Source organism: Pseudomonas sp. VI4.1, from assembly GCF_002029345.1.
GTDB lineage: Bacteria > Pseudomonadota > Gammaproteobacteria > Pseudomonadales > Pseudomonadaceae > Aquipseudomonas.
In genome coordinates this window covers 25,716-44,016 of the sequence record NZ_MULM01000164.1, presented here as the reverse complement: position 1 = coordinate 44,016, position 18,301 = coordinate 25,716, and the positions used below count along the sequence as shown (strand labels likewise).

The window sequence follows — 18,301 nt, the reverse complement described above, 5'->3', positions numbered from 1 at the left end:
CGTCTGTTAGCGATCAGTAGTCTTCGTAAGTTCAGTATGCCAAGTACTAGAGGCATGCTCGAACTCAGCCCAGTTGGAGCTGCTGACGTGTGCCTGGTAAGCCCGGTAGAAACCACGATAACTGGTCTCGCCGATCGCCGATTTGCCGACGACGCCTGGATAGACCGCGTCGCCGTATACGTCCTCACCGAAACCAAGGTTTGAAAGCAGATCACTATCTCTTGATTGATATTTCTTGCCGTTTTGCGAAGCTGTTTCCATATTGTCATTGTCGTCGCTTTCCCAGAAGCCAGCAGGCCCGAACGTTCGCTGAACAGAGTCGGCCAAGCGGCGCTTGAGATCCTCAGGCATGTCTTTTTCGACAATGGCGTAGGTCCAGACCTCGGTGGTGTTTGCGTCGATCGGGTTCCATACTTTGAAAACACCCGAGCAGGTCAGCATGCTGTTGTTCGGGAAAACGGTGCAGTTGAGGTGGCTGCGATAAATCCGAGCGCGAACATCGCCAATTTCTTTGTTCAGCCTTTCCTGCTTTGCGCCTCCGAATGCCATCAATTCCGGAACCAAGTCTGCGCTATGCACACCTGAATATCCGTCCCACAACACACCCATGCCGCTGCCGTATTTGGAGGTCATTTGCAAGCCTGCGCCTTCAGGTGGTAGCACCGCATTGCCAGCGAGCGACGAGAAGATAGACTCCCCCGAGCGAAGCGAAGACGCGTGCGTCCAACCCACGTGGTATGCATCTCCCACAAAGTTTTCCGCGGGTGCCTTCCAGTTGGCCTTGATCACAACCTTGCCTGGAGGACCGACCAGTTCTAAACCGCCGGAATGCTTGAACATAGGTTCCAGGTACCAAGCAGCGTCACCCAGATAGTCCATAAGAGGAGGGGCCTCCTGGTCGAAGCAACCGTAGATGAAGCCATGGAAGCTCTCCACGCGAGCGACTTCTTTCAACCCCAGACATTTTTTATTGAGCGACTCGCCGTACAGATCTTTTTCAAATGGAACGCTCTGCAGTTCACCGTTGGAGCCGAAGCCCCAGCCGTGATAGCTGCAAACAAAACCTTTGGCATTGCCGGCTTCCACGCTCACCAGCGTCTTGCCACGATGCCGGCAAACGTTCAGAAAAGCACGAATCGAACCGTCGTTCTGCCGGGAGACGATGACCTCGTCAATCCCCATTTTTGCGGTAACATAGTCGCCGGGGGCAGGAATCAGGCTATCATGAGTGAGAAAAAGCCAGTTCCGCGCAAAAATGGTTTTCAGTTCATGTTGGAAAAGTTCTTCATCGCCATGAATCAGGTGCTTTTGGCTCAGACCAGATTCACTTACCAAGATTTTATTATTGTAATTCATGTTTTCACCTAAAAAAGATGGAATGGGGGTGATTACGCTCTAGGGCCCGGGGTGCCTCCTGTTAAAATTCTTAGCTCAAATCAATCATTACGCGCAGGTTCTCAATCTTGACTGGATATGTTTTGATGTTCTGTGTCACGGGTGCGCACAGGGCTTTGCCTGTGCAAACGTCAAACCGACCTTGATGCAAGGGGCATTCGATTTCTCTACCCTCGAGATAACCATCACTCATGCGGGCGGAACCATGCGTGCACAGGTTGTCGGTAGCGTAGATTTCGCCTTCAACTTCATACAGCGCCAGCTCCTTGCCCTCGACAGTCACGCCGAGGACGTCACCTTCAAGGATGTCAGAAAGAGCGACTGCTTCAATCCACTTTACTGTCATAAAGCAATCCTCAGATGGGGTAAATGAGGAATTTAGGGAGCATTTCGCTGCCGCAAATACAGACGCTGCCCTTATTGTTTACGTTCATTTGAATGTCTTCCTGATGAATTCTCGATGGACAGAGGTGCATGGCCGGGAACTATTCAGATCCCACCGGGATAGAAGGCATCGGCATAAATATGTTCGGGTGATATTCCAAGATGCTTGGTGACGGTGCACAACGCTTCAACCATCGCTGGTGCGCCGCACAGGTAGGCCCTCCACCCAGCCAGCGAAAGGATGTCTTTTTCGATCACATCGGTAATTAGGCCGGCTCGCTGACCCTCATTAATCGGGCCCGTTGCAATCACCGTGTGTACGGTCAGTTGAGGGTGGTCAGCGGCGAGTTTGTGCAATCGCTCTGCGTCGTAGAGGTCTTGCTGACTGCGCACCCCGAAATAAAGGAGGATGGGGTTCGTCATACCCGACTTCAGCGCGCCGCGAACAATCGACAGCACCGGTGCGAGTCCGGTCCCGCCACCTACACACAGCATCGGTCCGGTGTGCTTCTGACGTAGATAAGCCGTACCAAGAGGCCCGCTCAACTTGATGCTTGTACCTTCGCGGACGTGTTCGAAAACATACTCCGTGACGCGCCCACCCGGCACCTTGCGTATGTGGAACTCCATTTCTTGGTCATCTGGCAAACCTGCCATTGAATACGGACGCGCATGCTCAGGGCTGAACTGCAGTGTCGCGTACTGTCCGGGTGAGAACTCGAAGGGCTTGGAGAGGCGTACGCGTAAGCGACGGATATCGTGAGTGGGCGACTCGACTGCGACCACTGTGCCCTTGATGATTCGCGCCGGGTGAGTGACAATTTCGTCGGCTTCTGGGACTTCGATAGCGCAATTGCCAGTGAGTACTGACTGACAGGCGAGCACATACTGCTTGTCGGTGAGGTTTGATTGCCCATTTTCCGCCCCAGAATCAATGACACTGCCATCTATAACCCGGCAGCGACAGGTTCCGCAACGCCCAGACAAGCAACTGTAGGAAATAGCTACACCGTTCTCGCGAAGCACTTCCAGAAGGTTGGCACCGGCACTGAAGGGAATTATGCGATTGTTCGGTTGTATGAGGAGTTCCATAATATGGCTTCGTTATTATAAGACTTATATGGTAAATAATCGTGAATACGACGTCATATGTCAATAACGCATAAGTGAGGTTGTTTATCACCAATGTGAATACTCATAACCTGGCTCCCCTTTCAGAAAATTACGCACTCCACCCTGAAGGAATGTTCCTGATAGCGAGGTGGCGATAGTGAAACCGCCCAAGGCACCAAACCCGTGTTGGATCGCGCCACAACTGGTTACTCTACTGACACTGTCGTCGGCAGGAGCATGGCGATACGAGATCAAGTACGACTGGTATCGTCTGTTAGCACGGATCGATGGTGACCAGGTGCAGCTTTTCACCAAAAACGGGTTTGACTAGATCGATCATATGCCACTCCTGGCCAAATAGCTGGGACGCCTAGCCGTCCATTCAGCCTGGCTCGACGGTGAGGTCGTATTCCAGGAAGACGACGGTCGACCAGCATTTCAAGCCCTGCAGTCAGCGTTCGCCGCACGGTGTACCGACAAATTTGTGTACGTGGCGTTCGACCTGCTCTACCTCGACGGTGCAGATCTGCGGGGAGAGGGCGTTGAACTGAGCCGCCAGGTACTTGAGGCGCTCCTCGAGCACTGCCCATTGGAGCGCGTACGCTTCAGCGATACCCTGGAAGCTTACCCAGTGCAGCTGCTGGCCAACGCTTGCCGGATGCAGCTGGAGGGAATCGTGGAGAAGCGTGATGGCCGCCGCTACAGCAGCGCAAGGAACGGCGCTTGGGTGAAATTGAAATGCGATAATCGCCAAGAATTTGTGATCTCAGGATTCACGCGCGCAGCTACCGGCGTCGGTTCGCTGTTACTGCGGGCTCCCCTTTACGAACTGATTACGGCCTTGCTGGCGCAGACGGCGTGGAATAATTGGTCGAAATCAGCGATCAAGGTTCCCCTTTCAATGAATGCTCTGTCGAAAGGCCTACTCGGGTTGGGAGCTATGCCCCTCACGCTGCTGGGCTCATTTGCTGTGTTTCCGGTTTTCAATGCGCCCAGCCAGGGAAACTGGATAGTCGCCGGCACCGTCGCTGCTGCTGGCGCTCTCGGGGCCTGGTTTATTGAGTGGACGGAGCGGAAAGTGGTGGCAATCGCGTCGTCATCGACCTGAAGCCGAATCAAGTGATCGTCGGCGGAGTGCCGATCGACTGCCCATTTTCCTCCATGACTCATTTTTCAGGAGCCGCGATGCGCTTGCCGAGGCTGTTGGTATCGCCGTCAACGAGGCCATGCTCAAACAGGAGAAATTCCTTGTCGCACGAAAATCGGCACTCATCAGGATCTGGCCGGGGAGCTTTCAGGTGACCGACTTCGAGCTGAAGGCGCTGTCCGCTGCCATTACGGCCGAGTTCATTTCACCGGCGTTTGAGCTGATGAGGCAACCGATGCCTCCCCAGGAACACCGCAACCTTTCCAGTGCTACGGCAGCGAATCGCTGAGCAACACAACGCCTTCCGGACAGAGGAATCGAACGGTGGCCATCAACGAAGAAATTCAGGCGGTACTCAGCAACCCTGGAACCAGTGCCTGAGTACGGGCAGGAAGAGTTCGCGGAGCTGCGATCGTATTACCCTGAGCTGTCCATGGTTTCGGACGGCTCTCTCTACTCGTTGTTCGATGTGTTCCAGATGGAGTGCCGCTTCGTTAACGGTTGGTCGGCAAACCGAGACGATGACTTCCTGTTCTACCTGCTCGGCAAGGTAGCAGACAGCAAGAACGACCACGAAACGGCCAAAGAGGTCGGTGAGTGGGTGGCCGACGCCCTGTTGCATGGCGCAACCTTGGATGCTGCCCTGGAGACCGGGCGAAGTGCAGACGGGTACAACCAGGCGATCGGCAAGCTCGCGCACCGGATTGCCGATGCCATGCGCTTCCTGGCTGATGACAAGAAGGCAACGGATCTCCGTGGTCGTCCCATTACGACCATGGGGGACACGATGCGGCTTGGCCGGAAGTTCAACGCCACAGCTATGGTGGTGGAGCAGAAACTTCCATTCTGATCGCACCTGCGAAATATAGGAACTGCGAGGGAGGGGGCAAAGTTCAGGCAAAATTGGTTGTTGTTAGGGCGCTTCTGGCAGAGCGCCCTCATCTCGGTGGTCAAGCGGCCGGCTGAACCTTGGCCAGATCTGACCCAGCATCAGGGGCAAGCTCCGAAACCAGATCCGATACTTCACCGTTCACCTGGGGAGCGTTAACGACAAGAAAGTCTCCCCAATCCTTCATCAGGGCGCGACGCTTATCCAGCAAGTCGCCGCGGTTATAAGCTGCTTCAACCTTACTGTTGAGGGTATGCGCGAGAGCCATTTCGCAAACCTCTCGCTGGTGATCGGTTTCTTCCGCGGCCCACGTCCGAAAAGTAGATCTGAACCCATGCGGTACGACGCCATCGACCTGGAGCTGATCGAGTACCCTTGCCATGGCATTGCCGGGAATAGGGCCTGTTCGCCAGGAGTTGAGAAATATCCATTTGTCATGCTTTCCGATCTGCTGCCGTAGCACCTCGAGCATTTGCTCCGTAAGGGGTACCCGGTGAGCCTTGCCCGCTTTCATGCGTTCTGCTGGGATGTACCAGACTTTCTCCTCCCAATCTATTTCCGGCCACTGGGCCCCGCTTACCTCTTGGTTACGGGTCGCAGTCAGAATTGCGAATTCAACAGCACGAGCTGCTGCCCCATCCAGGGAATCGAGCCTGGCCAACAGCTCGGCAGTGCGTGAAGGTGTCGGAGACGGGAAGGGGACTACCGTATGCGATTGCTTGGGCAAGAGCTTGTCGAGATGACCACGCCACCGTGCGGGGTTTTCACCTTGCCGAAGCTTCAGTGCCTTGGCTGCATCGAGCACGAGCTCTATGCGATTCCGGACGCGGTTCGCCGTGACGGGGATCTTGCTCCAGATCGGCGTTAGCACATCCAGGATATCGTCCGTGTCGACCTCGGCTATCCGAAATCCGCCTATGACAGGGTAGACATGCTTCGTGAGGGAATTCTGCCATTGCTGGTGGTGTCTCTTGGACCAGCTCGACGAATGCGTGCGTATGTACCTTTCTGCCGACGCCCGAAATGTGTGGCTCGTTGTGGCTCGCGAGGCTTTGGCAGCTTTGGCCTTCACGCGCTCAGCGACTGGATCGACGCCACGGGCGATATCGAGTCGGTACTTGTCAGCCTCCAGTCTTGCGTCTCTGAGGCTCAAAGCAGGGAATGTCCCCAGGGCAAGGTCGTGCCGTTGTTTCGCCAGCATATAGCGAAAGACCCAGCTTTTCCGCAGGGTAGCTGATACACGAAGAATCAACCCTCGGCCGTCCTGGTAGGAGCCGGGCTGGTCGACATCCTTGACGAACTTAGGGGTTAGTTTGCTCATGAGGTACCCCCGGTCTCCGGGCCGCTCTTTTCATCTGCCGGCACGTCATCCTGAAAAGCGAGAGAAATGTTCTCCGGCCGAATGAGGTGAGGGCACGCAAGCTCGTACCCACCATCTGAAACGAGGTGTAAACCGGAGCGATCGACGGCGAGAACGGAAATCGCTCCAGGCTCGTCATCGAGCGCTTCACCCAGCCAGTTACTGAGTGCGTCTTCAACTGCCAGCATCGACCCAAAGAAATAGACCATTTCCTTGGCCTCACCGAGTAGAGCGGAGCGAGGTCCAATCTGCGGCCGTAAACCGTCACGGAAGATGGAGTCAAGATTATGGGTTGGCGTGACGTGGTAAATCTCACCTGAAATAGGCTCGTTTTGAGCGTGCTCATTCGAATCATGGTTTTTCACTACGGATTCCTCGCGGCTCGTTTGTTCGCAGGCGCTGATACTGAAATCGCGCCAGATCTCGCCGCAATGTAGGAGGATAAGATATCCCCATACAAAACGGCTATAGGCCAAAATCTATAAGGAATTCCAGAAAACCGAAATATTACGTCCCACACCATAGCCCACAGTTGCTATCGAGCAGAATGACCCTTCCAGGAAGCAGAGGAGGCAGACCGGCGAGAGCATGAGTATCTGGACCAGGTGAGGTAGGGAGAGGAGAGGGGGGAATCGCCCACCCGGCAGCAGGTCTGAAGGCTTGGGTAACCAAAGGGTGCTGCCGCTGACCTAAAAATGACCCATTGGTCAGTTTTCAATCAGCGCCAACAGGCCAGGTCTTAGTAGTGCCTGAGGCATGATCAAAAACACAGCGAGCCCCGGCCGGTGACCCCACCAGCCGGGGCTTTGCTTTTTCAGGCGATTTTGTTGCCTGAAACCGCGCCATCATTTCTCACCCTTCCCATAGCATCGAAGCATCCCCATTTTTGGACATGCGATCGATGCGACAACCACTCAAAACAACCCTGAGACGGCTGGTCAACGTGACCGTGATCGGCCTGTATCTCAACAGCATGACCTTCAACGCCTAGGCCGACGCTGTGACCGCTGGATCTTCGGCCGGGCAATCTGTAGGCCAGCAGGTACTTCAGGTGTTCGATGGCGGGGACGCCTCGGTCACGCTTCAGGACCTGTTCCCTGAAACTGGAGACACTGCCTCGCTCGAGAACGTCTACGGCGACGATGTGAAGACGATCGATCTCGGGTTGCGAGCAAACACCCGTCTTCAATCGGAATCGTCCTCTGAGGGAGAGGCATACCGAACCCTGATCGACAGCGGCAACCGCATGTCGGTAGATCTCTCCAACGACCCTATGCTCAATCAGGCTGATCAAGTTCGTTCCCCTGACTTCATGGATGGGTTTAAGCAGAACTTCGCGGACTGCACCTCTACCGAAGTTTTTGAGAACGTGACGAAAAACGCCCATGTTGCCAATTACAAAACATGTGAGCGCGTCGTGGATCAAGGCGGAAACGTTGAGTTCCTGCATGACTACAAGGTAGGTGTAATCGAATACGTTTCCGGGCAGCCAAACTTTCAGTCGTGCGGACCAGGTTGCTTGTACATCTGGGTCGGCATGGTAGGGGACAACTACTGGAGCGGGAACTGCAAAATCTATGAGGAGTACACCCGATTCCGCGTGATAGCCAAGGACGCCATTATTTCAGCTACCGTCGACAGAGCTGTTTTCGACGAATCCTTCGTACGCTTAGAGGACCAGCGCGAACCATTGGTGGACGTGGGCCGAGCTATTCAGGCGCGCGTGCTGCAGTGGGTTGCGTTGCCGGTCGGTGTGGGCATCGGCCACACCAAAACCCTCGCCAAGGCAGCACAACATGCCTCGAAGATCTGGCGTGAGAAAACCGGTGGTGTTGTAGACCTGCGCAAGCCGGAGGCTGTTGAGTGGTTGTTGCGCCGGATGCCTGTCGAAGAAGTGTGGGGCATTGGCAGGCGTATGCGCGATAACCTGGCCGGTGAAGGCATTAAAACAGCGTGGGAGCTATCCCACGCTGAGCCGCGAACAATGGGCCGCAAATACTCAGTGGTCTTGGAACGAACGATCAGGGAGCTTCGCGGCGAGTCCTGCATCGACATGGAACAAAGCCCACCGGACACACAGACCATTTGCTCAAGCAAGATGTTTGGTCAGCGCGTCCACACAATCGAGGGGCTTGGCCAGGCGTTGGCCACCTATATCCACAAGGCCGCTGAGAAGCTGCGCAAGCAGCGATCTTTGTGCGGTGGCCTGCGGATCGGCATACAGACCTCGTTCCATGGCGACGGTCCGAAGTACGCCAATGCAGCCACGGTCATTCCCGACTACCCAACAGATGACGTGCGCGTGCTGACAAAGCACGCGCTGCGTGCGTTGGAAGGCATCTACAGGCCGGGCTTTGCGTACAGCAAAGCTGAGGTCATGTTAATGGATCTGCGAAAGCGTGGTGAGTACACGCAAGATCTGTTCACGCCGAGTCAACCGGCGCGCACTGACGCGCTCATGAGCGTTATGGACAAGATCAACAGACGGTGGGGACATGATTGCTTACGCACTGCAGCTGTTCCCCTGTCGCCGGACTGGGGCATGCGTAGGGCTCTGCTGAGCCCTAGTTACATGACCAGTTGGGATCAGATGTGGACGGTGCAATGCTAGTCGTCTAAGAATTCTTTGGCCGGGGCTGGAACATCAACCCAGTCAGCCTTTTTCATCCATTGCACGAATTCATCAACGGACTGCCCGCTTTTGGCGTGAAGATCCGCAAGCATTCCCGACAGCTTCCCATAAGACGTTTCAAAGGTTTCCTCGTCTTCAACCTCTGCGTAACTACCGTAGGGGTCATCAGAATTGAAGACCTGGCCAATGTGCTTGCCGTGAACCCAGCGGAGGTGTTCGTGTTCCCGCCAGTAGTGCGGAAACCGTGTGGCCACCTCGCTCCAGTCGGTGATGGTGTAGTGGTCGGGGTAGTTGCAACCGGCGTTTGACGTATACACCCAATACAACGCGCCAAGCGTTGGATGGACGGTGCTAACAAGGACTTCGCTCATGCGCAGCCTCCTAATCAGGGCATTCTCGCGTGCGAGAATTGTCTTAGTTTCTGGCTGGGGGAAATGCGGGGATCGCCTCTCCCTTGGGGTCGGTGCTTGCGTCCCATGCCCACCACCTGGTCCCGTAGTGGGTCCGGTAGTAATCAGCCTTTACCTCTTTTCGTGCCAGATACTTGGGATCAGCACGGCCATATACCTCCATCGGATACTCAGTGCCGGCACTGGCGTCCATCAACCAGAAATCGGGGAATACCTGGTCTTCGCTTGAGTCGAACCGCAAGGGTTTGACGAACCTGCGTGATTCCTCACGCAACCTCGCCTCGATCACCGCTTCATAGGACGATTCCACCGGGATCCACTCGTCACTGACCACCATCAACGCGACATTGAGCGCCTGTGCTTTACCCGGTTCTGTGGGTTGATCGGTCTGAACAATCGCTATAACCCGCCGTCCTTGCCTCCAGGCCGACAGCTCACGCTTGAATCGGCGAGCAACGGTCGACCAGATCTAGTCATCGAGGAACATGCGAGGTACGCCATTGAAACCCGTGATGGTCAGGTAGCGAGCTGCGGTCTTTTCTCGGTCTTCGGTATGGCCTGCAAGTGGAGCGATCACCAGTAAGCGACGGTTGTTCTTGATCGCGCTCTTGACCTTCCGCTCGTTGGCCTCGGATTGAAACCCCTTCGAGCCCGCCGCAATGACAAGCGCATCGCCGATCCGCATTCTCGACGCAAGCATTCGATCTGCTGCGTCCTGTAGCCTGCTATGAACGAGGCCCAACCCGCGTTTACCTGCCATGCCCCGCGACCATGTATTGAGCCCGGCTTCATTCCAAAGCAGGTGCAACAAGCCCAACAGGGTCAAGGCCGGTTTGGTGGCTTTGCCGCTGCCCGAGCTGCTGCCGGTGGCTTCGGGTGCCTGTCCAGTGTCTGCGGGCTCTTTCTTGCGTAACGAGAGGGTGAGCTTGATCTTTAGATCACCCTCGGACGTTTCTTCAACCACGCCTTTGCTGTACGAGCCAAGGCCCGATTTATCGGGATCTGGCGAGTAGTAAACGCAATCCAAGGCGTGTTCGGCGCCGGTGCGTGGATACCGCGAAAGGTGGAATGAGTCGCTATCCGACATATGCCGTACAGCAAGAAGACGGCAACCGGTGCCAGGGCATTGGCAACTGACGGTCGCCTGCTTGTGCGCTTTCTTCAGTACAGCTTTCCACTGAGGTGCATAGCTGGCCTGAGTTTGAAACTGTTCGCTGTAGGTTTTGATTGATGGCCCGTGCGCAATGCACACGGTATATCTCTGATCAGACATAGTGATTTACTCCGTCTTATCAGAGCGGCTTGCAAGCTCCAGTACCGCGAAATACGCAAGCACGACCACGATAACGGATGCTGCGCCTTGAAAAAATCCCGGATACGCTGCGTATAAAGATTGCAACCTGGCTAACAAATCAATCGGATCAATTGGCATCATTCTTCACCCCAATTTGCTTCGCTGGCCAGTGAGAGTGCGTTGGTCCGCCGCGTCAGCAAGTCACACAGGTACTCGGCGTCATTCGTTGCGTCGGTCGAATCACGATCCAATGCGCTGTTCAGCGCATCGCAAAGCCAGCGACTGGTATCCGGTGCGCTCAAGACCTTCTGGATTTCAAGCTCTATCGCTGCCGGTGTAGTGTCGCCATGCGCTTGAACACCGATCCAATAGGCGTTTTCCCAAAGACTTTTCGGGTAGCCACCCATGAAGTCCCGGTGGAACGGGGCTTGTTCCCGACTGCCAATACGGTTCTGATTGGCGTCATTAATGCCCTGACGGTGGCCTTCTTCTTCGCAAAATTGGAATAGCTCGATCAGCTCAAACCCGCTGAATTCTGAGTCATACCTTGCGCTCCAAGGCATTCTGCCGCAATGATTAAACGAGATAGTCGGCGCATATTCTGCGGGGTTTTCGTGGAATCTGATGATGGTCATAGTAAGTACCGTTCCGGTTGTGAACGCATATCCGTTCGCTGTAAAACCTCACGTACCCGGTGTATACTCAGGCCGTGGATTTTTGCTCCTTCGCAAAAAACCTAGAAACCCGCAAGCATTGCCGTGCTGCGGGTTTCGTCATTTCAGTGCCTAGATCCATCGGTAGTAGGCATAGCGCTGGTCATGAATGCTGCGCTCTTTAGCTCATCGTTCCAAATGCGCAGAGTTTCTACGCACATAGGTCTGGCCAGAATTTCAGCGCGGGCTGCATCTAGGCTACGCTCCAGCTCTTTCAACCGCTCGCCGGGAGTCATGTTCAGATCCCAGCTTAGGTAAGAACGAAGGGCATATTGCATATCTGCCAAGAGGCTTGACACCTCACTACGACGCCATTGCGCTACAGAATGATTGCCCCACTTCGGGGGTTCGTCTTGCATCAATTTGCGAAGTTGCAAATGATCCTTGATATAGATTGATTGCCCCAAAACCTCCTGAGCGATCAGGGATAGTTCAAGTACCCGTAATTGCTCGGTTACTGTGTTCATTGGCAGCGTGAAATGGGTTTTTACCAATTGCTCGGCTTCTCGTTCCCATAACTGACGTTTTTTGGCCGTCGCTTTCTCAGTGCGGTCCTTGCGCTCTTTAGCGTGCTCCACGTTGTATTTAATGGAATCCAGAAGTGCAGCAGCATTGTTCAGCAGTTCATGCTGCTCTAGGGAAAGCTTGGCGCCCAGCCGTCCACGCAGTGAATTGTTCTGTGTAAAAGCACGTAGCTCGCGGGCTGCGCTGCTAAGCCCAGTCTGCACGCCACGCATGTCTTTGGCGCTGTAATAGGTGCCTATCTCCATGACAAGATCGGCTGTAATGCCTTTTGCCTTCGTAATCTCATCGCGTGTGTCTGCCATGATAAGTTTCCGCCGAATTGCCGTTAGTGGGTCAGATGCTTAAAGATCGTTTTTGTCGTGATGCGGAATAGAGGGCATATCAGGAAGATCTACGCCATCTAATGAATCTTGGGCCGGTGGTTCCATACCTGGACCAGCTGGCAATTGGATTTCCCCGTCGCTCATGGTCGGCAGTTGCTTTAGCTTGTTACTGCCGAGATCTGCTTGGTCTTCAGACGAAATAAGCACCCTTGCGTTGAAGCGGGCGTACTGCAGGTTTTCGCGCTTGTCTGCCCATGCGATTCGGCTATTCACCACATACGCAAGCGTTCCACCACGTTGGCCACCAACACTGATGGTTTGAATCCAGTTGTGCTTGGACAGGACGCTGATAGCGCGCTTCGTGGTCGCAATGGAAGTGTCCATCATCTTGGCCAAGGTCGACTGGCTGACGATCAATGCACCGGACTTGTCCATATGCTGGACAATGATGTGCATTAGTTGCCCGGCCCTCGGTGCCTGAGCGATCAGAGCCGCCCATGCTTCGTGCCCAGCTCGTTCCGTCTGAACCCATGTGCCGCGTTGTGTCGGTTGGACCAGTGCGCGGACTTCCCCTTCATCATCAATCATCGTGCCTCCGACAAGCTGTGTTAGCGTGTTTGATATCCTGCAAATTTGGAAGATATCGAACAAGGCAGGCTTATCTTAGCTCATGCTGTGAGCGATAGGTAGTGCATCCATGCACGTTATCTCTCACAAAATGAAGGATATCGTTCAAGGATGAACGAGGGGTAGCTCATGGGGGGGGTAGCTCATGCAGTGAGCTAACGTAGCTCACACCTAGTGAGCTATGGTGGTGCAAAGTAGGTGAACTGAGGTTCGCTCATGTTCTGAGCTAGGTAATGCCCTGGAAGCCCCGTAATTCAAGGGCCTCTATCTCCTGGTTCTAATGATCTCTAACCACTCCAACTCATGCAGTGGCTGTTAGGCACTCAAAGTCGCCTGCCGGCGGCGGCCAGTCGGGAATGAATGACAGACTACGGCTACGCCTTCGCTAGTCACTCATTCCCGACCGGCTCAACTGGATAAGCTTTCAACCAGTTCGTCTCGGATACGCATTACAGTCGTGGTTGAACAAACGGCATGACGGGCGATTGCTCGGATACCCAAGCCAGCGGCCAGAAGCTCACTAACACGCTTACGCAGCGCCAGATCTGCCGGTCTGCCTTTGTAAACACCTGCAGCTTTTGCTTTGGTGATGCCTTGCGACTGCCGGTGCCGACGCTGCAGATAATCCTTCCGGGCGATTGCCGCCATCATATCCGTCATCATTGAATTGATTGAGGCCAACATTCGATCAGTGAACTCGTCACCAGACGGCAATGTGAGACCCTGGTAACTAGTCGGAAGGTCGACGGCTACGATTCGCAGACCTCTGCTGTCTATCGCGGTTATCAGTGCCCGCCAGTCCTGGTCATTCATACGAGACAGCCGGTCAATAGCTTCAACCAGAATTATGTCACCCCGGCGCGCATCGTTCAGAAGGCGTTGAAGCTCTGGCCGATCAGCTAGCGTGCCGCTGATGTTCTCCATGTAACTGGCAGCGATAACCTTTCCGTGGCTCGCAACGAATTCTTCCAGTTGATCACGGGCGCGACTGGCGTCCTGATCCTCGGTGGAGGCTCGGAGATAAGCACGCACGAACATGGAAGCCTCTCTGTATCATTTTGGGTGTGTTTATCAAAGTGTATCAGAAAGGCTATCACTTAATATGAATCGTTCGGGCAGATCGAGAGCGCCGCCGTGTCTTACTTGAGATATACCCAAATATGACAAGGTGATCACACCTCGCAGGGGCCCCCCGTCATATTGATTACTCGCTTTTTCGTGCAGGCGCTGCGGTGGGTGTGGATGTCGCTAGGCTCGGACGTTATGCCCCTGTGCCGTTCGATACAGGGGCACCATGTTGCTGTTTCAGCGCTTCCAAGCTTCACGAAGCCTTGTCAGTACCGGCGCAGCATTTTCAACTGCCGTGCGGTGATCAGATGCCGCTGATATCTGCGCGATAGCATCAATCACGGGTTTGTACTGTTTGTCAGCCTTCTCCTTCCCGGCCAGTTTCACCAGCTCGGTGTGGCCAACATCAGGTAAAGGCAATGGTTTGTTGTTCAGCGCTTCGGTCCGAGCTTCGCGTGCGCTCTTATAATTCAGTTCGGCGGTGGCTAATTTTTGATAGTGCTTCTGCCGTTCGATTTGCTCTGGCTCGAACTCAGCGGCAAGTTGAAGCTGAGCCATCAGCTACAACGATTGGTCGATTCTGCTCACAGCTTCGGATAGAGGGCGTAGGATTTCGGACAGCTCTTTCATGGTGACTGGTTTGTCATTGCTCATGGTTTCAATTCCTTGTTGTCGACTTTTCTGATTCCTTAATCGGGAAACAATCAATGGTGAATGTGGTTCCTTTCTCAAGGTTGAGCTGGTTAGGTTGCGAACCCTTGAAAATCCGGTTCATTAGTTCGCCTTTCGGTGATCGAATTTCGCAACCTGGTGCGTCGTCAATAACGGGCTGATCAAATGTTCTGAAATCGAACGCTTTGTACTGTGCTGGATCCTGCTTATGGCCAATAAACGCAACTGTCAGAGCTGACAGGGCTCCCAGAACGCAGCCTATTACCAACACGCCTAAAAGGATTCGCTTCATGGGTCTACTCCCTGTGATTCATTGAATTCTTCTGCCAATAGCGCACGCGTGCCGCATCGGCTTCCTTGACGAAGCGATCGATCATGTCCGTGGGTGCGCAGATCTGCGCGCACTTCCAACCTTCAGGTGTCTTCATCAAGTAAGCCGAATAAATCTTGTCGCGAATGGCAAGTGCCCGTTGCTTGGTGAGCCCATGAGCATTTGCAACGGCTACAAGGCCCTTGCCTTCGACCAGCAGCTCATAAGCCACATCGAGGTTGCGCGCATGCATCTTTGACGTTGAACGGATCCGCTCGAATTCATCGGGCGGGATCCGTAGGTCCTGGTCAGCAACTCGGCTACTCATTCCGGTGCTTTCCAGTTCTCGGCCTGGGCGGCTCGGGCTTTGTCCAGCTCGGCTTTGAGATATTCGATTTCGGATTCCAGGGTTTCAACCTGTGCTGACAGGACGGTATTAGCCTCGCGTAGCTTGTCGAGTTCATCATCCAGAAGGGCAGGGCCAGCGGGTTTTGCTTTAGTTTTAGACCCGCCGTGAACGCGCAGCGCTTTAGTGCTGCGCAGCGCAGTTCTTACCTCTGTCCGCAGGTTCATATCTGGATTTGCGTCTGCACGCTGTAGCAGGTCAGCAGCTGCAGCGCTGTCCAAGCGATCAAGGCGACCAAGATCATTGACGGTCGATATATCCGCCGTGATGCCCTTGGTAACAGCCTCACGGCTGGCCCCGTCACTGGTTACGTTTTCCAGATAAGCGATGCGTTCCGCTACCCAATTGAGGCTTTTATTCCATTCGTCAGCAACCGCCTGCAGGGTTCCCAGCTCGTCCTTGTCGGCTTTAAGAGCGAGTGCAATGTCCAGCTGACTGAGGTTTTCGCTGTGTACGTTCTCTGAACGCTGGATGCGCTTGGCCTGTGCGTCTGTTAGTTCACGCACAACCGCTTTCAGCAACATGCCTTTCAGTTCGCAAGCCAGGTAACGGCGTTCACCTGCAACCATCAGGTATTTGAAACCTGACTCGGGTTTGGGGTGGGGACGGAGAATTGCAGGCTCGATCTGTCCGTTCTGTTCTATGTCGTCGCCCAGCTCCTCAAGCGACTCCTTGGAAAAGCCGGGGTTATTACGGTTTCGAATCTGCTTGATGCATTGGATTTCACCGGTGCTGACGCCGATGATGGTTTCACCATCATTGAGCGCCGGTTTCTTCTGAAAATCCGAAAGTTTTTTGGCAGTCGCAGAAACTGCCCTGCCAAAAGGATTTGGTGTCTTCGTCATGTTGTGATCTACCTCAGATTGACCAGACCTTCTCAAGAACAGCGGTACAGGCAGATTTCATTTCCCGTCCTGCAGCACGCTGACTACCGGATTTCGCCTTCCACCAAACCGGATTGCCGCTAGCGAGTGCCGAGTTGATGCATGGCCGGTGAACGATATGGACCGGAAACATGGCATCGCCATAGCTCTCCTGAAGGCTTGGCAACAGGTCAATTTCATTGGTTGATCGGCTGTTGATCTGGTTTGGAAGAAAACCGAGGAACTGCAAGTTCGGGTTGTACTGCTCACGCACAGCTTCGATAGTGGACAGAAGCTTGGGCATGCGAGCGAGTGTGAAGCCGCTGATATTGAAGGGTGACACTACCGCGTCAGATGCTGCGAGCGCGGCGATCATCCGGCGTTGCAGGTTGGGCGGTGTGTCAATCATGCAGAGGTCAAAATCAGCGGAGAAGTGATCGAGCGCTTCTTTCAACCTGGTCACGATGCTGAGATCCATGTCGTCAACATCCAGCAATGGAACATCGGCCTCGATTAGCCAGATGTTTGCCGCGACCTGGCGAGGGTACAAGCCCTTATATTCGTCGCTGAATAGCATGCTTGATTGGACATAGGTTGTGTCGTCACCGTCTTCGAGAGGCGGGTAGAACTGCGACAGATCGCCTTCATCGAGGTCGACGACAAGAACGCGTTTACCTTGCTCGGCTGCGAGACTGACAAGATGGACTTCAATAGTCGTTTTGCCGACGCCGCCTTTCTGGTTCGCCACGGTTGTGACTTTCATCGCCATGGGTATTCTCCGGTGAGCGCTGATTTGTGTAGGCACATCCTTGCATGGGTAAACCCATTGGTCAATACATATATAGGGTTTACTTTTCGCTATTTCTCGCATGCGAGAAAAAGGCAGACTGCTAAAATCGGCGCCGGGTCGGGGTTCTATAGAGCGGGGTGTTTCCTTGCGCATCTATGGGCACCGATCAAGGGTGGCGGATCAGGGCGGCTCCTGTCCGCCGCCCGACCTCTCTAGATCGGGCATTCTGACCGTCCGTCCTCTATTCGTAACAAAATCTCATTTCCGTTGTCATTAGGGCGTGAAGCACTGTCACGGTGCCACATCCGCTCTTAGGCAAGGCGCAGCCTTGCACCACTCGATGACGTGAATATGGAAATTCGCAGACCTTTTAAACACTTATAGAACCATAACCGTAGCCGGGCTAATGCCTGGGGCTAGGCCTTACGTTTTTTTCTGCACTGATCCAATTTTATTAAAATGAAAAATTGATTTTGTTTAATTAAATACTTATTATGTGTAACGAAATGTCGATTTCATGTAATAAAACCCGATAGAGGGAAGAAATGAGAGGTGGGATCTAGATCAAAGACGTGTAGGACTCCAGTATCGCCCCTGTATCTAGTGAACGGTTGCCCTGGGGAAATGATGCAGAGCCTAGACAAAAGAGAGTTGGCGGTTTTCGCCGTCGCACAGCCTGACTACCGGGTCGTTCTTGAGGAACGAATCGACAGCGACGGACGAAAGTGGGCATTAATTATTGAAAGTCCATCGACGGGACAGGTTTACAACGTTGTAACCGCGTTAGGGAAAACCAGGTTATTCAAGAATGCCGATACTGCTATCGACTTCATAAAGGAAACCTGCCCTAACAATCCTTTTAGAGTAATAACAGTAACGTACGGGGGTTCCCCGTCATGATGAAAGAGGCAATGGTATGCAATCTCAAACTTCCAAAGTTGGACGCACCGTAGAAGGACTGCACAAAGAAAGTTGGCGTACTTGGCTCAAGGCCAAGGCATCACAAACCCTGCAAAGCGTAATCTCGCAAAAGACCCCGTCGCACAAAGCGCTGATGCGTAATGACCGTATGGCCAAGGCCACCAAGTTAGCGACGCTGGGGTCGATTCTCTCGCTGGCCCTGATCCCTGAATTCGCAAATGCGGCACTGGACTTCAGTGGTTTGAAGAGCATGGCCAAGGACTTCGTATCCTTCCTCATCTTTGACGTTGGTTACTACCTGGGTATCGCAGCCATTGCGTTCTGCGGATTCCAGGCGAAGTCCGGTCGTATGTCGTGGGGCCAGTTCGGCTGGGCGGTATTCGGTATCTTCCTGGTGTTTTTTGCCCCGAACTTTGTCGACACGATCAAAGAAGGCGCTCAATCAAGCTTGAGGTAAAC

The 18,301-nt window shown here is 54.0% G+C and carries 22 protein-coding genes; 5 read left to right on the top strand and 17 right to left on the bottom strand.

From position 1 onward, the window contains the following. Window positions 1-6: 6 nt before the first annotated feature. From ndoB to ndoR, 3 genes are all read right to left on the bottom strand, one after another. A complete protein-coding gene (gene ndoB, locus BZ163_RS19630) occupies window positions 7-1,356 on the bottom strand; it encodes a naphthalene 1,2-dioxygenase system large oxygenase NdoB (protein ID WP_128872255.1) in 1,350 nt (449 codons plus the stop codon). Window positions 1,357-1,426: 70 nt separating this feature from the next. Further along, on the bottom strand, window positions 1,427-1,741 hold the full coding sequence (ndoA, locus tag BZ163_RS19625) for a naphthalene 1,2-dioxygenase system ferredoxin NdoA (protein WP_011117470.1): 315 nt from the start codon (window positions 1,739-1,741) through the stop codon (window positions 1,427-1,429). A gap of 143 nt (window positions 1,742-1,884) precedes the next feature. Beyond that, the gene (ndoR, locus tag BZ163_RS19620) at window positions 1,885-2,871 is read right to left on the bottom strand and encodes a naphthalene 1,2-dioxygenase system ferredoxin--NAD(P)(+) reductase NdoR (protein WP_011117469.1); all 987 of its coding nucleotides are present in this window, start codon (window positions 2,869-2,871) and stop codon (window positions 1,885-1,887) included. A gap of 382 nt (window positions 2,872-3,253) precedes the next feature. Here ndoR and BZ163_RS19615 point away from each other — a divergent pair, with 382 nt between their 5' ends. From BZ163_RS19615 to BZ163_RS19605, 3 genes are all read left to right on the top strand, one after another. Then, window positions 3,254-4,000 (top strand): hypothetical protein, encoded by a 747-nt coding sequence (locus tag BZ163_RS19615; protein WP_080690697.1) that lies wholly within the window; start codon window positions 3,254-3,256, stop codon window positions 3,998-4,000. Between the two features lie 118 nt (window positions 4,001-4,118). Next, complete coding sequence (locus BZ163_RS19610) at window positions 4,119-4,328, top strand: hypothetical protein (protein WP_019694519.1); 210 nt, start codon at window positions 4,119-4,121, stop codon at window positions 4,326-4,328. A 144-nt stretch (window positions 4,329-4,472) separates the two neighbouring features. Further along, window positions 4,473-4,889, top strand: a complete 417-nt coding sequence (locus tag BZ163_RS19605) for a hypothetical protein (RefSeq protein ID WP_011117398.1) — start codon at window positions 4,473-4,475, stop codon at window positions 4,887-4,889. A 100-nt stretch (window positions 4,890-4,989) separates the two neighbouring features. Here the strand turns inward: BZ163_RS19605 and BZ163_RS19600 are convergent, their stop codons facing one another. Both BZ163_RS19600 and BZ163_RS19595 read right to left on the bottom strand, forming a co-directional pair. Then, window positions 4,990-6,249, bottom strand: coding sequence for a site-specific integrase (locus BZ163_RS19600; RefSeq protein ID WP_011117397.1), 1,260 nt, complete (start codon window positions 6,247-6,249; stop codon window positions 4,990-4,992). After that, on the bottom strand, window positions 6,246-6,653 hold the full coding sequence (locus tag BZ163_RS19595) for a hypothetical protein (RefSeq protein ID WP_011117396.1): 408 nt from the start codon (window positions 6,651-6,653) through the stop codon (window positions 6,246-6,248). Before BZ163_RS19595 ends, BZ163_RS19600 begins: the two co-directional genes overlap by 4 nt. Before the next feature lie 686 nt (window positions 6,654-7,339). Between BZ163_RS19595 and BZ163_RS34890 the strand changes: the two genes are divergently transcribed. Then, window positions 7,340-8,899, top strand: a complete 1,560-nt coding sequence (locus tag BZ163_RS34890; protein ID WP_019694516.1) for a Y-family DNA polymerase — start codon at window positions 7,340-7,342, stop codon at window positions 8,897-8,899. Here BZ163_RS34890 and BZ163_RS19585 read toward each other — a convergent pair. From BZ163_RS19585 to BZ163_RS19530, 12 genes are all read right to left on the bottom strand, one after another. Further along, on the bottom strand, window positions 8,896-9,291 hold the full coding sequence (locus BZ163_RS19585; protein ID WP_011117394.1) for a hypothetical protein: 396 nt from the start codon (window positions 9,289-9,291) through the stop codon (window positions 8,896-8,898). The genes BZ163_RS34890 and BZ163_RS19585 overlap by 4 nt on opposite strands. A gap of 43 nt (window positions 9,292-9,334) precedes the next feature. Continuing rightward, window positions 9,335-9,799: a DUF1173 family protein gene (locus BZ163_RS36515; protein ID WP_080690698.1), complete on the bottom strand. Its 465-nt coding sequence runs from the start codon at window positions 9,797-9,799 to the stop codon at window positions 9,335-9,337. Then, the gene (locus BZ163_RS36510) at window positions 9,800-10,603 is read right to left on the bottom strand and encodes a DUF1173 family protein (RefSeq protein WP_011117392.1); all 804 of its coding nucleotides are present in this window, start codon (window positions 10,601-10,603) and stop codon (window positions 9,800-9,802) included. Between the two features lie 158 nt (window positions 10,604-10,761). Then, complete coding sequence (locus BZ163_RS35780) at window positions 10,762-11,259, bottom strand: hypothetical protein (protein WP_011117391.1); 498 nt, start codon at window positions 11,257-11,259, stop codon at window positions 10,762-10,764. Window positions 11,260-11,402: 143 nt separating this feature from the next. Further along, on the bottom strand, window positions 11,403-12,164 hold the full coding sequence (locus BZ163_RS19565) for a hypothetical protein (RefSeq protein ID WP_011117390.1): 762 nt from the start codon (window positions 12,162-12,164) through the stop codon (window positions 11,403-11,405). 39 nt (window positions 12,165-12,203) lie between these two features. Next, complete coding sequence (locus BZ163_RS19560; protein WP_011117389.1) at window positions 12,204-12,773, bottom strand: replication protein; 570 nt, start codon at window positions 12,771-12,773, stop codon at window positions 12,204-12,206. Window positions 12,774-13,220: 447 nt separating this feature from the next. Beyond that, window positions 13,221-13,850 carry a recombinase family protein gene (locus BZ163_RS19555; RefSeq protein WP_011117388.1) on the bottom strand — a complete coding sequence of 210 codons (630 nt, stop codon included), beginning with the start codon at window positions 13,848-13,850 and terminating at the stop codon, window positions 13,221-13,223. A 267-nt stretch (window positions 13,851-14,117) separates the two neighbouring features. Continuing rightward, window positions 14,118-14,438, bottom strand: a complete 321-nt coding sequence (locus BZ163_RS19550; protein WP_012727769.1) for a hypothetical protein — start codon at window positions 14,436-14,438, stop codon at window positions 14,118-14,120. Window positions 14,439-14,538: 100 nt separating this feature from the next. Further along, window positions 14,539-14,844, bottom strand: coding sequence for a hypothetical protein (locus tag BZ163_RS19545; RefSeq protein WP_011117387.1), 306 nt, complete (start codon window positions 14,842-14,844; stop codon window positions 14,539-14,541). Window positions 14,845-14,848: 4 nt separating this feature from the next. Next, entirely contained in the window at window positions 14,849-15,190 is a 342-nt protein-coding gene (locus tag BZ163_RS19540; protein ID WP_011117386.1) for a TrfB-related DNA-binding protein, read from the bottom strand. Then, window positions 15,187-16,113: a ParB/RepB/Spo0J family partition protein gene (locus BZ163_RS19535; RefSeq protein WP_011117385.1), complete on the bottom strand. Its 927-nt coding sequence runs from the start codon at window positions 16,111-16,113 to the stop codon at window positions 15,187-15,189. The genes BZ163_RS19540 and BZ163_RS19535 overlap by 4 nt, the downstream gene beginning before the upstream one ends. Before the next feature lie 13 nt (window positions 16,114-16,126). Further along, window positions 16,127-16,900 carry a ParA family protein gene (locus BZ163_RS19530; protein ID WP_019694514.1) on the bottom strand — a complete coding sequence of 258 codons (774 nt, stop codon included), beginning with the start codon at window positions 16,898-16,900 and terminating at the stop codon, window positions 16,127-16,129. A gap of 937 nt (window positions 16,901-17,837) precedes the next feature. Between BZ163_RS19530 and BZ163_RS19520 the strand changes: the two genes are divergently transcribed. Continuing rightward, entirely contained in the window at window positions 17,838-18,299 is a 462-nt protein-coding gene (locus tag BZ163_RS19520; RefSeq protein WP_011117467.1) for a TrbC/VirB2 family protein, read from the top strand. The last annotated feature ends 2 nt before the right edge of the window (window positions 18,300-18,301 follow it).

What these genes read in the sequence shown, in the direction of transcription:
- ndoB (WP_128872255.1), bottom strand. Translation starts at nt 1,356, where the DNA reads ATGAATTACAATAATAAAATCTTGGTAAGTGAATCTGGTCTGAGCCAA.
- ndoA (WP_011117470.1), bottom strand. Translation starts at nt 1,741, where the DNA reads ATGACAGTAAAGTGGATTGAAGCAGTCGCTCTTTCTGACATCCTTGAA.
- ndoR (WP_011117469.1), bottom strand. Translation starts at nt 2,871, where the DNA reads ATGGAACTCCTCATACAACCGAACAATCGCATAATTCCCTTCAGTGCC.
- BZ163_RS19610 (WP_019694519.1), top strand. Translation starts at nt 4,119, where the DNA reads ATGCTCAAACAGGAGAAATTCCTTGTCGCACGAAAATCGGCACTCATC.
- BZ163_RS19605 (WP_011117398.1), top strand. Translation starts at nt 4,473, where the DNA reads ATGGTTTCGGACGGCTCTCTCTACTCGTTGTTCGATGTGTTCCAGATG.
- BZ163_RS19600 (WP_011117397.1), bottom strand. Translation starts at nt 6,249, where the DNA reads ATGAGCAAACTAACCCCTAAGTTCGTCAAGGATGTCGACCAGCCCGGC.
- BZ163_RS19585 (WP_011117394.1), bottom strand. Translation starts at nt 9,291, where the DNA reads ATGAGCGAAGTCCTTGTTAGCACCGTCCATCCAACGCTTGGCGCGTTG.
- BZ163_RS36510 (WP_011117392.1), bottom strand. Translation starts at nt 10,603, where the DNA reads ATGTCTGATCAGAGATATACCGTGTGCATTGCGCACGGGCCATCAATC.
- BZ163_RS35780 (WP_011117391.1), bottom strand. Translation starts at nt 11,259, where the DNA reads ATGACCATCATCAGATTCCACGAAAACCCCGCAGAATATGCGCCGACT.
- BZ163_RS19565 (WP_011117390.1), bottom strand. Translation starts at nt 12,164, where the DNA reads ATGGCAGACACACGCGATGAGATTACGAAGGCAAAAGGCATTACAGCC.
- BZ163_RS19560 (WP_011117389.1), bottom strand. Translation starts at nt 12,773, where the DNA reads ATGATTGATGATGAAGGGGAAGTCCGCGCACTGGTCCAACCGACACAA.
- BZ163_RS19555 (WP_011117388.1), bottom strand. Translation starts at nt 13,850, where the DNA reads ATGTTCGTGCGTGCTTATCTCCGAGCCTCCACCGAGGATCAGGACGCC.
- BZ163_RS19550 (WP_012727769.1), bottom strand. Translation starts at nt 14,438, where the DNA reads ATGGCTCAGCTTCAACTTGCCGCTGAGTTCGAGCCAGAGCAAATCGAA.
- BZ163_RS19545 (WP_011117387.1), bottom strand. Translation starts at nt 14,844, where the DNA reads ATGAAGCGAATCCTTTTAGGCGTGTTGGTAATAGGCTGCGTTCTGGGA.
- BZ163_RS19540 (WP_011117386.1), bottom strand. Translation starts at nt 15,190, where the DNA reads ATGAGTAGCCGAGTTGCTGACCAGGACCTACGGATCCCGCCCGATGAA.
- BZ163_RS19535 (WP_011117385.1), bottom strand. Translation starts at nt 16,113, where the DNA reads ATGACGAAGACACCAAATCCTTTTGGCAGGGCAGTTTCTGCGACTGCC.
- BZ163_RS19530 (WP_019694514.1), bottom strand. Translation starts at nt 16,900, where the DNA reads ATGGCGATGAAAGTCACAACCGTGGCGAACCAGAAAGGCGGCGTCGGC.
- BZ163_RS19520 (WP_011117467.1), top strand. Translation starts at nt 17,838, where the DNA reads ATGCAATCTCAAACTTCCAAAGTTGGACGCACCGTAGAAGGACTGCAC.